Source organism: Sphingomonas mesophila (genome assembly GCF_003499275.1).
GTDB classification, from domain to species: Bacteria; Pseudomonadota; Alphaproteobacteria; order Sphingomonadales; family Sphingomonadaceae; genus Sphingomicrobium; species Sphingomicrobium mesophilum.
In genome coordinates, this window is sequence record NZ_QWDF01000001.1 from 615,651 (window position 1) to 630,031 (window position 14,381).

Genomic DNA, 14,381 nt, shown 5'->3' on the forward strand with positions numbered 1-14,381 from the left:
CACTCCCTACTGGATTGCTTCGTCACTACGTTCCTCGCAATGACGGAAACGCAATGAACGCGCCGCTGCCCGAACTGACAGACCGCATGCGCCAGGTGTTCGCGCTGGTGGTCGAGGCCTATCTCGAGCGCGGGGCGCCGGTGGGGTCGAAGGCGATCGCGCCGGGGGTCAGCCTGTCGCCGGCTTCGATCCGCGGCGTGATGCAGGAGCTCGAGGAGCGCGGGCTGCTGACCCATCCGCACACCAGCGCCGGGCGGGTGCCGACCGAGAGCGGGCTGAGGCTGTTCGTCGACGGGATCATGCAGGCGAGCCTGCCGGGCGCGGCCGAGCGGCGGGCGATCGAGCAGGAAATGAGCCGCACAGGATCGATCGAGGAGGCGCTGGCCGGGGCGACCGCGGCGCTGAGTGGGCTGTCCGCCTGCGCCGGAGTGGTGCTGACCCCGCGGCAGGAAATGCGGCTCCGGCAATTGAGCTTCGTTCCGCTCGACTGCGACCGCGCGCTGGCGGTGCTGGTCGGGATGGACGGCAATGTCGAGAATCGCGTGGTCGCGCTGGCGCCGGGAACCAGCGCGGCGGCGCTGGCCGAGGTCGGCAATTACGTCAGCGCCCGGCTTGGCGGGCTGACCCTGGGCGAGGCCGAGGCGCGGCTAAGGAAGGAAATCGGCGAGGCCCGCGAGGCGCTCGACCGGGCGGCCGGGGAGCTGGTCGCGGCGGGGCTGGCGCAGTGGCGCAGCGACGCGGCGCAGCGGCCGGTGCTGATCGTGCGCGGCCAGGCCAACCTCATCGACGAGGCGGCGGCGGCCGACCTCGAGCGGGTGCGGCGATTGCTCGAGGAACTGGAGGACCGCCAGGAGATCGCGCGGTTGCTCGAGAGCGCGCGCGAGGCGAGCGGCTGCCGGATCTTCATCGGCAGCGAGAACCGCATGTTCGCTTTGTCGGGATCGAGCGTAATCGCCGCGCCCTATCGCGACGGCGACGAGCGGGTGGTGGGGGTGGTCGGCGTCATCGGGCCGACCCGGCTCAATTATGCGCGGGTGGTGCCGATGGTCGACTTCACCGCCCAGGCGCTGTCGCGGTGGATGCAGTGAGCTTTGCCGACCGGCTGCTGGCATGGACCACGGACCAGTCGGTCGGCTGCGGATCGATTCCTGATTTGATCGGAAGCTTTTGCGCGCTGCTCAACCGCGAGGGGTTCGCGATCCGGCGCTGCAATCTGCTGACCGAGACGGTCCATCCGCTGATGGCCAACAGCCGGCACGTGTGGTTCGACCGCGAAAGCGACCCGGGGCCGATCAATCCGGTTGTGGTGGTTTCGCGCGCCCGACACGACCTCGCCGACGGAGCGATGATCGACGCGGTGTTCTTCAACGTGCGCGGAAGCACCAATCCGCAATATCTGACCAGCCCGTTTCACCAGGTCGACCTGAACGGCGAGCTGTGCCGGACGATCGGCGCGGCAGGCCAAGCGCAGGCGTTTCCGCTGTTCGACGACCTCGCCGCGCTCGGCTGCACCGCTTATTATGCCGACCGGCTGCACAGCTTTTCCGGCCTGTCCCAGAAGCTCGGGCTGGCGACCGACCGGCCCGACGGCTTTGCCGACCGTTTGCCGGAGCTGCGCTCGGCGATCGCGGCGATGTCGATGCAGCTCAACACGCTGGTCGAGCGCGATACCAAGCAGACGCTGGCGCGGGTCTATCTCGGCGACGATCCGGGCGAGCGGGCGTGCGCCGGGATGATCCATGCCGGCGACGTCGTGTCGCTCGACGCGGCGATCTGGTTCTCCGACCTGCGCGGCTTCACCGCGGGCAGCCACGGGGTGTCGAGCGAGCGGCTGATCGAGCGGCTCAACGATTATTTCGGCACGGTCGCCGGGCCGATCTACGCGCAGGGCGGCGAAATCCTGAAATTCATCGGCGATGCGGTGCTGGCGGTGTTTCCCGTCGGCGAGGGCGGCCCGCGGGCGGCGTGCCGGGCGGCGCTGGCCGCGCTGGAGCGGGCCGGGGCCGAGCTTGGCGAGCTCAACCGGCGGTTTGGCGAGGCCGGCGAAGAGCCGCTCGAGCATGGCGTCGGGCTGCATCTGGGAACGGTCAGCTATGGCAATATCGGAAGCTCAGAGCGGCTCGATTTCACGGTGATAGGCCCGGCGGTGAACCTGGCGTCGCGAATCGAGGGGATGTGCAAGGAGCTTGGCCAGTCGGTCCTTATGAGCTCCGATTTCGCAGCGGCGGCAGGGATTGCGGGGGTCGATCTCGGCCGGCATGCGCTCAAGGGGATCGCCGAGCCGGTGGCGCTGTTCGCCCCGGATTGGAAGGCCGCGCGCGGTTGAACTGTGGCGGCGCGGTCCCCATGGTGGGCGGCGAAGAAACGCCAGATGCGATGGATGCAATGACCGACGAGAAGAACGAGTTGACCGACGAAGCCGAAGAGATCCGCGCCGAGACCGCGGCCGAAGCGCCGGAGCTGGCCGAGCACGACCGGGTTGCCGAGCTGGAGAAGGAGCTGGAGGAGGTGCGCGCCAAGTCGCTTTATGCCGCGGCCGAGCTTCAGAACACGCGGCGGCGGATGGAAAAGGAAATGGTCGACGCGCGCCAATATGCCGCGGCGGGCTTCGCGCGCGACATGCTGGCGATCAAGGACCATCTCGACCGCGCGCTGGCGGCAGTGAGCGAGGAGCTGCGGGCTGACCAGACCGCGGCGAATTTCCTCGCCGGGATCGAGGCGACGGCACGCGAGTTGGAGCAGGTGTTCGCCCGCAACGGAGTGGAGCGGGTGCCGGCCAAGGGCCTGCCGCTCGACCCGCACCGCCACCAGGCGATGATCGAAATCCCGAGTGCCGAAGCCGAGCCGGGGACGATCGTCGAGGAAATGCAGTCGGGCTATGTGATGAAGGAGCGGCTGCTTCGCCCGGCGCTGGTCGGAGTCGCGAAAAAGCCCGACTAAGCCGTCGTTCATCCCAGACTAGCCAGAGCGAGACCCATGAAAGCCTATCTTCTTGCCGCCGCGCTGGCGGCACTGCCCGCCGCCGCCGGAACCGCCCAGGCAACCGACTGGCGCTCGACCGTGGTGATGACCGCCGAGGGCGGGATGGCGATCGGCAACCCCAAGGCGCGGGTGACGCTGGTCGAATATGGGTCGATGACCTGCCCGCATTGCCGCGAGTTTGCGCGCGACGGGTTTGGGCCGCTCACTGCCAATTACGTCAAGTCGGGCAAGGTGCGGTTCGAATATCGCAACTTCGTACTCAACGGCTACGATCTCGCCGCCTCGCTGATCGCGCGCTGCGCTGGACCGAAGCGCTTCTTCCCGGCGACCGAGAAGATCTTCGCCGAGCAGCCGAAATGGATCGCCCGGATCCAGGGTTCGAAGGCGCGGATCGATGCGGCCAAGGCGCTTCCGGCGGACAAGCAGATCGCGGCGATGGCCGACATCGCGGGCTTGAAGCCGCTCGGCGTTGCGAGCGGAATCCCGGCGGCGCGAATCGACCAGTGCCTGGCCGACACAAAGGCCGCCGAGCAATTGTTCGGCTTTGGCCGCAAGGCCGCCGCCGAGCAGGGCGTCAAGGGCACGCCGACCTTCTTCCTCAACGGCAAGAGGGTCGAGGCGCACGACTGGGCGACCCTCGAGCCGCTGATCAAGAAGGCGCTCTAAGCGAACGGCAGCAGGTCGGCCGGCGGGATGGTCGCCAGCCGGGCGCCGTTCCTCGCGAGGAAGGCGTGGCGGACGATCTCGGCCTGCTGCTCGAGCCCGTAGCGGTCGAAGCTCCAGCCGTCGCGGAGCTGATAGGCGTAGCGGCAGAACGGGTGGCGCATCAGCGGCAGGTAGAAACGGCCGCGCTGCTGGGTTTGCCAGACGTGGGTCATCTCGTGGATGAACAGGCCTTGCGAAGACAATGGCTCGGCGGCGAAATCCTCGCTCCAGCGCGGGTCGGCGGGGTGGAAGTGGATGTTGCCGGTCGGCGCCATGACGATGCCCTTGGGCTGGAACGGCCACCATTTGCGGCGCACCAGGCGCACCCGGGCATAGTCGATCGCCTCGCCGAACATGGTCCGGGCAAGGGCGATCTCGCCGTCGGTCAGGGGGCGCCGGTCGCTCATGCCGCGCTATCTGGGAGGAACGAACCCGCGGCGCAATCCATTGAGCCGCCGTGGCCCTTGCGGCGTAATGACGGCGCGGCTAGGGCAACCGCGAAAATCACAAGGCCATCAAGGAAGGAAAGTCCACATGAGCGAGACCGCCGATCGGGTGAAGAAGATCGTTGTCGAGCACCTGGGCGTCGACGCCGAAAAGGTGACCGAGGAGGCGAGCTTCATCGACGATCTCGGCGCCGACAGCCTCGACATCGTCGAGCTGGTGATGGCGTTCGAGGAGGAGTTCGGGGTCGAGATTCCGGACGATGCCGCCGAGAAGATCACGACCGTCAAGGACGCGATCGACTATATCGACAACAACAAGGGCTAGTGCCCGGTTGGGCAGTCCCCGGAGCGTCGCGGCGGCCTGCCGCGGGCCCGCCGGGGGTTGCACAATTTCATGCGTTTCGACAGGCTCGACCCAGTGGGTTGGGCCTGTTGTGCATCAAGCTCGATTGAAGCGGGGATAAGCGAATGCGCCGTGTCGTCGTCACTGGTCTGGGTCTGGTCACGCCGCTCGGCGCCGACGTCGAGACGGTGTGGGCCAACCTTCTTGCCGGAAAGTCGGGCGCGGGGCCGATCACCCGCTTCGACGCCAGCGACCAGAAGTGCCGCATTGCGTGCGAGGTCAAGCCGGCCGACCATGATTACGGCTTCGACCCCAACAAGCGCGTCGACCACAAGGTCCAGCGCCAGGTCGACCCGTTCATCGTCTACGGCATCGACGCGGCCGGGCAGGCGATCGAGGACGCCGGCCTGACCGACATGCCCGAGGCGATGAAGCTGCGCGCCGGCTGCTCGATCGGCAGCGGCATCGGCGGCCTGCCGGGAATCGAAAGCGAGAGCCGGGTGCTGGCGGAGAAGGGGCCGGGCCGGGTCAGCCCGCACTTCGTCCACGGCCGCCTGATCAACCTGGTATCGGGCCAGGTCAGCATCAAATACGGGCTGATGGGTCCCAACCATGCGGTGGTCACCGCCTGTTCGACCGGCGCCCATTCCATCGGCGACGCGGCGCGGATGATCAAGGACGACGATGCCGACATCATGCTCGCCGGCGGCGCCGAGGCGACGATCTGCCCGATCGGGATCGCCGGCTTCGCCCAGGCGCGCGCGCTGTCGACCGCGTTCAACGACCAACCGGAAAAGGCCAGCCGACCCTACGACAAGGACCGCGACGGCTTCGTCATGGGCGAGGGCGCGGGCGTGGTGGTGCTCGAGGAATATGAGCACGCCAAGGCGCGCGGCGCGAAAATCTATGCCGAGGTGATCGGCTATGGCCTGTCGGGCGACGCCTATCACGTCACCGCGCCGCATCCGGAAGGCTCGGGCGCCTACCGCTCGATGGAGATGGCGCTCAAGAAGTCCGGCCTCCAGCCGAGCGACATCGACTATATCAACGCCCACGGCACTTCGACCCCGCTCGGCGACGAGCTCGAGCTGGGCGCGGTGCGCAAGCTGTTCGGCAACGCCATCGCCAACCTCTCGATGAGCTCGACCAAGTCGGCGATCGGCCATCTGCTCGGCGGCGCCGGCGCGGTCGAGAGCATCTTCTGCATCCTCGCGCTGCGCGACCAGGTGGTGCCGCCGACGCTCAACCTCGACAATCCGAGCGAGGGCACGGCGGGGGTCGATCTGGTGCCGCACACGGCGCGCAAGCGCGAAGTGCGCGCGGTGCTCAACAACAGCTTCGGCTTCGGTGGCACCAACGCCTCGCTGATCATGCGGGCGGTGTGAACAAGCGCCTGTCGCAGATCGGCACCGGCCTCGTCGTCCTGGCGGCGGCGGTGGTGGCGTGGCTGTGGTGGGGGCCGGGGCCGGCCGCCAAGGGCGCTCGGGTCGCCATTCCCGAGGGCATCGCGCTGCAGCGGGCGACCGATTACCTCCATTACGCCGGGGCGGTGAACAACCGTACGGTGTTCTATTATCTGGCGCGGCTGCTCGGCGAGGGCGACCCGATCCAGGCGGGCGAGTTCGAAATCCCGCCCGGCGCGAGCTATTCGAAGGTGCTCGACATTATCCAGCACGGTCGGCCGGTGGTGCGGCTGATCACCATCCCCGAAGGCATGCCATCGGTGCTGGTGCAGGAGAAACTGCAGACGGTGGTCGGGCTGACCGGCGCGGCGCCGCTGCCGGCGGAAGGCAGCGTGCTGCCCAACAGCTACGACTGGCAGAAGGGCGAAAGCCGCGCCGCCGTGGTGGCACGGATGCAGGCGGCGATGACCCGCACGCTCGACGAGCTGTGGGCCGCGAAGAAGGGCGATTGCCCGGTGGCGACCAAGGAGGAGGCGGTGATCCTCGCCTCGATCGTCGAAAAGGAGACCGGCAAGCCGAGCGAGCGGAGGATGGTCGCGGGCGTTTATTGCAATCGGCTCAAGATGGGCATGAAGCTCGATGCCGACCCGACGGTGATCTACCCGATCACTAAGGGCCGGCCGCTGGGACGGCGGATCCGGCGCTCGGAGCTTGATGCGGTGACCGGTTACAACACCTACCGCGAGCCCGGCCTGCCCGACGGGCCAATCGCCAATCCCGGCAAGGACAGTATCGCCGCGGTGCTCAATCCAGAGGCGACCAAGGCGCTCTATTTCGTCGCCGACGGGACCGGCGGGCACGTGTTCGCCGAGACCCTCGCCGAGCACAACGCCAACGTCCAGAAATGGTATGCCATCCGCCGCCAGCGCGGCGAGATGTGACGGCCTAGCCGATCGCCGCCTCGGCGACATAGCCGACCTCGCCCGAGGGCCCATAGCCCCACGCCCAGCCGCCACGGATGTCGAGCACGCCGATGGTTGCTCCCGCGGGCAGTTCGGCAATTGGGCTCGCGTCGTTCGAAGGGGCGTCTCGCAGTGTTGCGGCGTCAGTCAGGCGGCGCTGGAGCGGTTCGGCGTAGTGGGAGGCGATGACCCGGCCGGCGAGCGCGACATCGGCGAGATCCGAGCGGTAGGCGTGGGTCGCCGGGTCGGGCAGGTCCGACGGGCCGGCGAGCGGATAGCCGCCGTCAGCGGGCGGCGAAAGCGGGCTCGCGGGGCGAGCGTTCGGGCTCGTTGCGGGCGGCACGCAAGACGGGCTCTTCCCCGGCGCTGAGGGTGCGCTTGAAGCCTTCAAGAAATTCGGTCCCATCCTCGGTGCGGACGACGAAAATATTGCGCCGGTCGTCCTGGTCGCGTTGGCGGCGGAGATAGCCGAGCGAACCGAGCGTATTCAAGGCACGAGTGACGACCGGCTTGGAAACGCCGAGCACCGAGGCGAGGCCGCGCACGGTATGCGGGCCGGGGGTCAGATAAACCACCATCAACAGCGCCATCTGGCGATTGGTGAGGTCCGGCTCGCCCGAGCGGACGTAGCCGATCAAGGTACGCATCCAGCCGGTAAGCGACCGGTCGGTCATGAACTACTCCTCATCGCCGCGTTTTTCAGTGATTTAACGGGAAAATCGCGTTTTTGTTGCGTGAGGGTAAGGTTATTCGTGGGCCTGTTCGCTCACTTCGGCGCGTAACGGGCCTCGATCAACGCGAACACTGCGCGCAAACCGAGCGCCTCGCCGCCCTTGGGCCGGCCGGGTTTCGCGGCCGGCATCCAGGCGAAGGTGTCGAGATGCGCCCACGGCAGGCCGGCGGGGACGAAGCGGCGCAGGAACAAGGCGGCGGTGACCGAGCCAGCCATTGGCGTGTCGCCCGAATTGGCGAGATCGGCGACGTCGCTTTTGAGCATGTCGTCGTAATTGTCCCACAGCGGCATGCGCCACAGCGGATCGTGCGCTTCGCTCGCGGCGGCGGAGAGTGCGCCGGCGAGAGCTTCGTCGTTGCAGAACAGCGCCGGAAGGTCGGGGCCGAGCGCGATCCGCGCCGCTCCGGTGAGGGTGGCGAAGTCGATCATCAGCTCGGGCTCGGCCTCGGCGGCGCGGGTGAAGGCATCGGCCAGCACCAGCCGGCCCTCGGCGTCGGTATTGTCGACCTCGACGGTGAGGCCGTTGCGCGAGGTCAGCACGTCGCCGGGGCGGTAAGCGGCGCCGGAAATCGCATTCTCGACTGCCGGGATCAGCAAATGGAGTCGGACGGGCAGGCCGGCGCCGGTGATCAGGCGAGCGAGGGCGAGGGCGTGGGCGGCGCCGCCCATGTCCTTTTTCATCAGCCGCATGCCGGCGGCCGGCTTGATGTCGAGCCCGCCGCTGTCGAAGCACACGCCCTTGCCGACGATCGCCACGCGCGGGTGGGCGGGATCGCCCCATTCGAGCTCGATCAGCCGCGGCTCGCGGCCGCGCGCCGCGGCTCCGCCGACCGCGGCGACCATCGGATAGCCCTGGGCGAGGGCGTCGCCGCTGGTGACGGTGAGCCTAGCGTCCGACGCCGCGGCAAGGTCACGGGCGACCTGTTCGAGTTCCGCCGGGCCAAGGTCGGCGGCAGGAGTGTCGACGAGGTCGCGGACGAGCGCGGTGGCCTCGGCGAGGCGGACCCAGTGGGCAATGTCGGCGGGTTTCGAGGTCAACAGGACGCGCGCCGCCTTGGCCGGCCGGGCCTTCGACTTGTAGCGGGTGAAGCGGTGCTGGGCGAGCAGCCAGCCGAGCGCGGCATTGTGGGGATCGCCGGTGCTGAGCCGGTAATTGCCGGGCGGCAGCGCTTCGCCGAGCTTGGCCAGGCACCACGGGCCGAGCGCGGCGACATCGGCGACGCAGGTCACCACCTCGAAATCGCTCGACGCCTTGCCCTGGAGGATGGCGAACTGGAATGCCGACTTGGGATCGAAGTCGATCGCCGCGAGCATCGCCCGCCGCGCCTCGCTCTGGCCGCGCGCCCAATTGTCGAAGGTCGCACTGTCGACGACGTGGATGGTCTGGGCAGGCTGCCCGCGGTCGGGCTGCAAGAGCGCGGCGAAATCAGTCATTGTTGGCGGCCATACGGCGGCAGCGCCCGCGCCGCCAGACGAAGTTGCCGAGGTGCGTTGCCTACGGCGTGATCATGAATTGCTCCCAGCGGCCATTGGCGCCGGGTTCGGCGTAGGTCGAGAGACTGAGTTCGCGCTTGGCATATTTGAGGGTGTAGACGCGGTTGACGAAGCCGCCGCGCAGGATCGCCGGGCCGTTGAGGGTGATCGTCGGGGTGCCGAGCGGGGCGAGGCTGGTGCGGTAGTCGGCGGTTCGGGTGCGGTTGAAATAGTAATTGAGATTTTCGGTCAGGCGCGTGCGGTCGAGGCGGCCGGCGACGAGGCCCGCGTAGAGCGTGCGGACGTCGGCGAGGCGGTCGCCCTCGGTCACCTGTGCGTCGGGCGGGGAGAGGACGATCCTTTCGAGGCCCTGGAGCAGGTCGCCGCTGGCGCCGCTGAAATCGGCATTGGTGAGGACGGTGATCGCCGCGCGCGAATCCGGATAGACCGCGTTCTGGGTGAGGAAACCGACGGCGGCTCCGCCGTGCGAGACGATCCGCCGGTCGCGGAGGCGGCGGTTGTAGATGCCGAGGCCGTAGCCGTTGGAGGCGCCATCGCTGCGCAGCACCGGCTGCTCTTGCTCGGCCCAATCATCGCCGGGCAGGCCGGTGCGGGTGAGGCGGGCGATGTTCCACTTGGCGAGATCCGTGGCGCTCATCGCCAGTTCGCCGGTGGCGTACATCCAGCCGCGGCCGGGCCAGGTGACGGGGCGCACCGGGCCGAGCGCGGCGCGTTCATAGCCCTGCGGGAAGGCGGCGGTCATGCTGTCGTCCTGGCTTCGCACCGTGAGGCCGAGCGGCGCGAAGATGCGACGCTGCATCAGCGCCATCAGCGGCTCGCCAGCCGCTTTCTCGATAATCTGGCCGGCGACGACATAGCCGGTGTTGCTGTACTGCCAGCGCGTGCCGGGCTGATAGTCGAGCGGCTTCCTGGCCCAGCGGTCGATGATGTCGCCGGGCCGGGCGGGCCGCTCCATTGCCGCGAAGCTGTAGTCCTGCGGCCAATAGTCGGCGATCCCGGCGGTGTGGCTCAGCAATTGGCGCAACGTGATCCGCTCGCCGCCGCTGATCCCGGGAAGCCATTGGGCGACCGGGTCGTCGAGGTCGAGCTTGCCGTCGTCCTCGAGCAGCAGCGCGGCCATGGCGGTGAACTGCTTCGAGATGGAGGCGATCTGATAGGGCTGTTCGGGCCGGGCCGCGCCGAGCGTGTCGGACGCCTTGCCATAGGCCTTGGCGAAGGCGAGGCGGTTGTCGCGGACGATGGCGATCGAGACCGCGGGGACGCCGGTTTCCTTGAGGGTGTCGGCGACGAGCTTGTCGACGGCGGCGGCCTCGGCGGGGGTCAGCGGTCGGGCGGCGAGCGGGGCGGCGGCGAGCGCCAGCGAAGCGATGAGAAGGCGGAGCATGGCGCCAGCGTAGAGCGCCGGCGCGGGCTGTCGAGTCGGTGCTTGGGTTCTAGGCGGCGGGAACCCCAAAGAGGTCGTGCTCGTCGGCGTCTTCGATTTGGACGCGGACGATATCGCCGACGCTAAGGTGCCCGGCGTCGCGGAGGTGGACTTCGCCGTCGATCTCGGGCGCGTCGGCGGTCGAGCGGCCGGTGGCGCCGTCCTCGCCCACCGCGTCGATGATGACGTCGAGCGTTTGGCCGATCTTGGCGGCGAGTTTTTCGGCGGAGATGCGCGCGGTGAGCTCCATCACTCGGGCGTAGCGCTCTTCCTTAACCTCCTCGGGGACCGGATCAGGGAGGGCGTTGGCGGTCGCGCCCTCGACCGGCTCGAAGCGGAACGCGCCGACTCGGTCGAGCCGGGCTTCGGCAAGCCAGTCGAGCAAATAGGCGAAATCGTCCTCGGTCTCGCCCGGGAAGCCAACGACGAAGGTCGAGCGGATGGCGATATCGGGGCAGATCTCGCGCCAGGCTTTCAGCCGCTCCAGCACCCGCGCTTCGTTGGCCGGGCGGCGCATGGCGCGCAGCACGGCGCGGCTGGCGTGCTGGAACGGGATGTCGAGATAGGGGAGGATCAGCCCTTCGGCCATCAGCGGGATGAGCTGGTCGACGTGCGGGTAGGGGTAGACGTAATGGAGCCGGACCCAGGGCGCGATATGGCCGAGCTCGCGGGCGAGATCGGCGACGTGGGGGGTGATTTCGCGGCCGTGCCACAGGCGCGGCGTCTTGCGGATGTCGACTCCGTAAGCCGAGGTGTCCTGGCTGATCACCAGCAATTCCTTGGTTCCCGCGGCGACCAGCTTCTCGGCTTCGCGCAGGATGGCGTCGGGGCGGCGGCTGACGAGGTCGCCGCGCAGCTGAGGGATGATGCAGAAGGCGCAGCGGTGATTGCAGCCCTCGGAGATCTTCAGATAGCTGTAGTGGCGAGGGGTGAGCTTGAGGCCGGCGTCGGGGACCAGGTTGAGGAACGGCGAGGGCGGCATCGGCGCGGCCTCGTGGACGGCGCCGACCACCTCCTCATATTGGTGCGCGCCGGTCACTGCGAGAACTTGCGGGAAGCGGGTGCGGATGACCTCGGCCTCCTTGCCGAAGCAGCCGGTGACGATCACCCGGCCGTTCTCGGCAATCGCCTCGCCGATCGCCTCGAGGCTCTCCTCCTTGGCGCTGTCGAGGAAGCCACAGGTGTTGACCAGCACGATGTCGGCGCCGGCATAGTCGGGCGACATCTCGTAGCCGTCGCTGCGCAGCTTGGTCAGGATGCGCTCGCTGTCGACCAGATTCTTGGGACAGCCGAGCGACACCATGCCGACGCGGGGCGGGGAGGGAAGGACGGTGGCCATGGGAAGCGGCGGGCCATAGCGCCGATGTGCGGCGAAAACTAGGCGCGGTTGGCGACGATCTCGATCACCCGATCGCCCTGCTGCAGGGTGTTGGCGCCCGCTTCCCAGAAGCCGATCGTCTTGCCCTTGCGCAGGATGCGGAGGCCGACCCCGGTGCCAAGCTGCTGGAGCGGCTTGCCCGCCTCGGCGGGAGTAACGGCGCGCTCGATCAGCTGGACCTGGCCGTCGACCGAGGCGAGGTCCGCGAGGTAATCGGCGAGGCCGACGCCCTGGGCCGAGCCAGCGAGCAGCAGGCCGGCGAAGCTGGTCGGGTTGATGACGCAGGTCGCGCCGGCGGCACGGGCCGGGAACTCGTTGTCGCGGGCGAGGATGGCGACGGTGATCGGCAGGTTGGGCGCGAAGTGGCGCGCGGTGAGGCACACCAGGATCGAGGTGTCGTCGCGGCCGGTGGCGACAATCAGCGAGCTGGCCTGCTTGACCCGCACCGCCTCCATCGTCGCGTCGCGAGTGGCGTCGCCCTGGAGCACGGCGACTCCGAGCGGTTCGGCGCAATCGAGCCGGTCGCGGTCGATGTCGATCACCACCAGCTTCTTGGGCGACACGCCGCGGGCGATCAGTTCATCGACCGCGCGGTTGCCGGTGGTGCCGTAGCCGGCGACGATGATGTGGCCGGACAATCGCTGCTGGATTCTCTGCATGAGCCATTTGTTCCAGGTTCGCTTGATGATGAAGGTGTAGGCGGTGCCGGCGAGGATGATGATGAAGAAGATGCGGATCGGGGTCACCACCAGCGCATCGAACAGCCGCGCGTTCTCGGTGATCGGGACGATGTCGCCGTAGCCGGTCGTGGTCGCCGAGATCATCGTGAAGTAGATGATGTCGGCGAAGCTGATGTGGCCGTCGTGATTGTCCTTGAGGCTGTCGCGCTCGAGCCAGTGGAAGGCGACGATGAAGATCAGCAGGCCGACCAGGATGGCGAGGCGGATGGCGAGCTGGATCGACGGGCGCAGGGTCGAGACCCGGCGCAGGGTCATGTGTTCGGCGTCGGGACCGAAGCCTTGGGTTACCGCCACGATCGTGTCCCCGTCATCGCGCGACTGTCGCAAGCGGGGCGGCCGCGGTCAATCGCCCGCGGCGGCTCTGGCAATGCGCCCGCCGCGCCACTAAAGCGCCCGGCGAACCCCTCACCCCTGAAAGAAGAGCTTCATGCGTCTGGCGATGATCGGAACCGGCTATGTCGGCCTCGTCTCGGGGGCGTGCTTCGCCGACTTCGGCCACCAGGTGACCTGCGTCGACAAGGACGAGGGCAAGATCGCCGCGATCCAGGCGGGTCAGATGCCGATCTGGGAGCCGGGGCTGGAGGCCTTGGTCAAGGCCAACACGACACGCGGCCGGCTCGACTTCAGCACCGATCTCGCCGCCGCAATCGACGGCGCGGAAGCGATCTTCATCGCGGTTGGCACGCCGGCGCGGCGCGGCGACGGCCATGCCGACCTCACCTATGTATTCGCCGCGGTGCGCGAACTGGCTCGGGCGCTCAAGGGACCGGCGGTGATCGTTACCAAGTCGACCGTCCCGGTCGGGACCGGTGACCGCATCGCCGAAATCCTCGCAGAGGAGGGCGCGCCGGAAGGTTGCTCGGTGGCGTCGAACCCGGAATTCCTGCGCGAGGGGGCGGCGATCCGCGACTTCAAGATTCCCGACCGGATCATCGTCGGCGCCGAGGACGAGCGAGCGCGCGAGGTGATGCGCGAAATCTACCGGCCGCTGTTCCTCAACCAGGCGCCGATCCTGTTCACCAGCCGGCGCACCGCCGAGCTGACCAAATATGCCGCGAATGCCTTCCTCGCGACCAAGATCAGCTTCATCAACGAGATCGCGGACCTGTGCGAAGCGGTCGGCGCCGACGTGCAGCAGGTGGCGCGCGGGATCGGGCTCGATAACCGCATCGGCGCCAAGTTCCTCCATGCCGGGCCGGGCTATGGCGGAAGCTGCTTCCCGAAGGACACGCTGGCGCTGCTCAAGACCGCCGAGGGTGCCGGGGTCGAGCAGCGGATCGTGGCGACGGTGGTGCGGGTCAACGACGAGCGCAAGGCGGCAATGGCCGATCGGGTCGCGGCGGCGCTTGGCGGGAGCCTCGATGGCAAGAGGGTGGCGGTGCTCGGCCTCACCTTCAAGCCGAACACCGACGACATGCGCGAGGCGCCATCGATCCCGCTGGTCGAGCGGCTGGCAGCGGGCGGGGCGAGCATCGCGGTGTTCGATCCGGTCGGCGCCGAGCTGGCACGGCCATTGCTTCCGGCGGTGGACTATGCCGCCGATGCCTATGCGGCGGCGGAGGGCGCCGATGCGCTGGTGATCGTCACCGAATGGGACGAATTCCGGGCGCTTGACTTGGCCCGCCTGGCCCGCTTGATGCGCGGCAAGGCCTTGGTCGACCTCAGGAATATCTACGATCGGGGCGAGGCCGTGCGGGCCGGGCTGGAGCATCACGGGATCGGCCGCGGCGAAGCGGCGACGGCTCGGATGCGGATACGCGGCTGACGCCAAC

General features: G+C 68.4%; 15 protein-coding genes. 8 read left to right on the forward strand and 7 right to left on the reverse strand.

The window, feature by feature from the left end:
* Positions 1-53 precede the first annotated feature (53 nt).
* Genes hrcA through D0Z60_RS03215 form a run of 4 tightly spaced genes read left to right on the forward strand, consistent with a single transcriptional unit; the run spans position 54 to position 3,648 of the window.
* Positions 54-1,088, forward strand: a complete 1,035-nt coding sequence (hrcA, locus tag D0Z60_RS03200) for a heat-inducible transcriptional repressor HrcA (protein WP_118856918.1) — start codon at positions 54-56, stop codon at positions 1,086-1,088.
* Entirely contained in the window at positions 1,085-2,326 is a 1,242-nt protein-coding gene (locus D0Z60_RS03205) for an adenylate/guanylate cyclase domain-containing protein (RefSeq protein ID WP_118856919.1), read from the forward strand. The genes hrcA and D0Z60_RS03205 overlap by 4 nt, the downstream gene beginning before the upstream one ends.
* Positions 2,327-2,385: 59 nt before the next feature.
* On the forward strand, positions 2,386-2,940 hold the full coding sequence (grpE, locus tag D0Z60_RS03210) for a nucleotide exchange factor GrpE (RefSeq protein WP_118858410.1): 555 nt from the start codon (positions 2,386-2,388) through the stop codon (positions 2,938-2,940).
* Between the two features lie 36 nt (positions 2,941-2,976).
* Positions 2,977-3,648 carry a thioredoxin domain-containing protein gene (locus D0Z60_RS03215; RefSeq protein ID WP_118856920.1) on the forward strand — a complete coding sequence of 224 codons (672 nt, stop codon included), beginning with the start codon at positions 2,977-2,979 and terminating at the stop codon, positions 3,646-3,648.
* Here the strand turns inward: D0Z60_RS03215 and D0Z60_RS03220 are convergent.
* Positions 3,645-4,094, reverse strand: a complete 450-nt coding sequence (locus tag D0Z60_RS03220) for a vgr related protein (protein ID WP_118856921.1) — start codon at positions 4,092-4,094, stop codon at positions 3,645-3,647. The two genes, D0Z60_RS03215 and D0Z60_RS03220, sit on opposite strands and share 4 nt — an antisense overlap.
* A 127-nt stretch (positions 4,095-4,221) precedes the next feature.
* On the opposite strand from D0Z60_RS03220, the gene D0Z60_RS03225 reads away from it, so the two are divergent.
* From D0Z60_RS03225 to mltG, 3 genes are all read left to right on the forward strand, one after another.
* Positions 4,222-4,458, forward strand: a complete 237-nt coding sequence (locus D0Z60_RS03225) for an acyl carrier protein (RefSeq protein ID WP_118856922.1) — start codon at positions 4,222-4,224, stop codon at positions 4,456-4,458.
* A 143-nt stretch (positions 4,459-4,601) separates the two neighbouring features.
* Entirely contained in the window at positions 4,602-5,861 is a 1,260-nt protein-coding gene (gene fabF / locus D0Z60_RS03230) for a beta-ketoacyl-ACP synthase II (RefSeq protein WP_118856923.1), read from the forward strand.
* Complete coding sequence (gene mltG / locus D0Z60_RS03235; RefSeq protein ID WP_118856924.1) at positions 5,858-6,820, forward strand: endolytic transglycosylase MltG; 963 nt, start codon at positions 5,858-5,860, stop codon at positions 6,818-6,820. Before fabF ends, mltG begins: the two co-directional genes overlap by 4 nt.
* Before the next feature lie 4 nt (positions 6,821-6,824).
* On the opposite strand, the gene D0Z60_RS03240 is transcribed toward mltG, so the two are convergent.
* The 6 genes from D0Z60_RS03240 to D0Z60_RS03265 all read right to left on the reverse strand — a co-directional run bounded on the left by D0Z60_RS03240 (position 6,825) and on the right by D0Z60_RS03265 (position 12,903).
* Positions 6,825-7,184, reverse strand: a complete 360-nt coding sequence (locus D0Z60_RS03240; protein WP_240325523.1) for an SH3 domain-containing protein — start codon at positions 7,182-7,184, stop codon at positions 6,825-6,827.
* Entirely contained in the window at positions 7,126-7,488 is a 363-nt protein-coding gene (locus D0Z60_RS03245; RefSeq protein WP_118858412.1) for a MarR family transcriptional regulator, read from the reverse strand. The genes D0Z60_RS03240 and D0Z60_RS03245 overlap by 59 nt, the downstream gene beginning before the upstream one ends.
* Before the next feature lie 119 nt (positions 7,489-7,607).
* On the reverse strand, positions 7,608-9,008 hold the full coding sequence (locus D0Z60_RS03250) for a leucyl aminopeptidase family protein (protein WP_118856925.1): 1,401 nt from the start codon (positions 9,006-9,008) through the stop codon (positions 7,608-7,610).
* 61 nt (positions 9,009-9,069) lie between these two features.
* Entirely contained in the window at positions 9,070-10,452 is a 1,383-nt protein-coding gene (locus D0Z60_RS03255) for a serine hydrolase domain-containing protein (protein ID WP_118856926.1), read from the reverse strand.
* Positions 10,453-10,501: 49 nt separating this feature from the next.
* On the reverse strand, positions 10,502-11,830 hold the full coding sequence (rimO, locus tag D0Z60_RS03260) for a 30S ribosomal protein S12 methylthiotransferase RimO (protein ID WP_118856927.1): 1,329 nt from the start codon (positions 11,828-11,830) through the stop codon (positions 10,502-10,504).
* A gap of 38 nt (positions 11,831-11,868) precedes the next feature.
* On the reverse strand, positions 11,869-12,903 hold the full coding sequence (locus D0Z60_RS03265) for a potassium channel family protein (protein ID WP_240325524.1): 1,035 nt from the start codon (positions 12,901-12,903) through the stop codon (positions 11,869-11,871).
* 133 nt (positions 12,904-13,036) lie between these two features.
* On the opposite strand from D0Z60_RS03265, the gene D0Z60_RS03270 reads away from it, so the two are divergent.
* Positions 13,037-14,374 carry a UDP-glucose dehydrogenase family protein gene (locus tag D0Z60_RS03270; protein WP_118856928.1) on the forward strand — a complete coding sequence of 446 codons (1,338 nt, stop codon included), beginning with the start codon at positions 13,037-13,039 and terminating at the stop codon, positions 14,372-14,374.
* Positions 14,375-14,381: the final 7 nt, after the last annotated feature.

Bases quoted from the DNA above. Each gene is read 5' to 3' on its own strand.
- hrcA (WP_118856918.1), top strand. From the start codon at position 54: ATGAACGCGCCGCTGCCCGAACTGACAGACCGCATGCGCCAGGTGTTC.
- grpE (WP_118858410.1), top strand. From the start codon at position 2,386: ATGACCGACGAGAAGAACGAGTTGACCGACGAAGCCGAAGAGATCCGC.
- D0Z60_RS03215 (WP_118856920.1), top strand. From the start codon at position 2,977: ATGAAAGCCTATCTTCTTGCCGCCGCGCTGGCGGCACTGCCCGCCGCC.
- D0Z60_RS03220 (WP_118856921.1), bottom strand. From the start codon at position 4,094: ATGAGCGACCGGCGCCCCCTGACCGACGGCGAGATCGCCCTTGCCCGG.
- D0Z60_RS03225 (WP_118856922.1), top strand. From the start codon at position 4,222: ATGAGCGAGACCGCCGATCGGGTGAAGAAGATCGTTGTCGAGCACCTG.
- fabF (WP_118856923.1), top strand. From the start codon at position 4,602: ATGCGCCGTGTCGTCGTCACTGGTCTGGGTCTGGTCACGCCGCTCGGC.
- D0Z60_RS03245 (WP_118858412.1), bottom strand. From the start codon at position 7,488: ATGCGTACCTTGATCGGCTACGTCCGCTCGGGCGAGCCGGACCTCACC.
- D0Z60_RS03250 (WP_118856925.1), bottom strand. From the start codon at position 9,008: ATGACTGATTTCGCCGCGCTCTTGCAGCCCGACCGCGGGCAGCCTGCC.
- D0Z60_RS03255 (WP_118856926.1), bottom strand. From the start codon at position 10,452: ATGCTCCGCCTTCTCATCGCTTCGCTGGCGCTCGCCGCCGCCCCGCTC.
- rimO (WP_118856927.1), bottom strand. From the start codon at position 11,830: ATGGCCACCGTCCTTCCCTCCCCGCCCCGCGTCGGCATGGTGTCGCTC.
- D0Z60_RS03270 (WP_118856928.1), top strand. From the start codon at position 13,037: ATGCGTCTGGCGATGATCGGAACCGGCTATGTCGGCCTCGTCTCGGGG.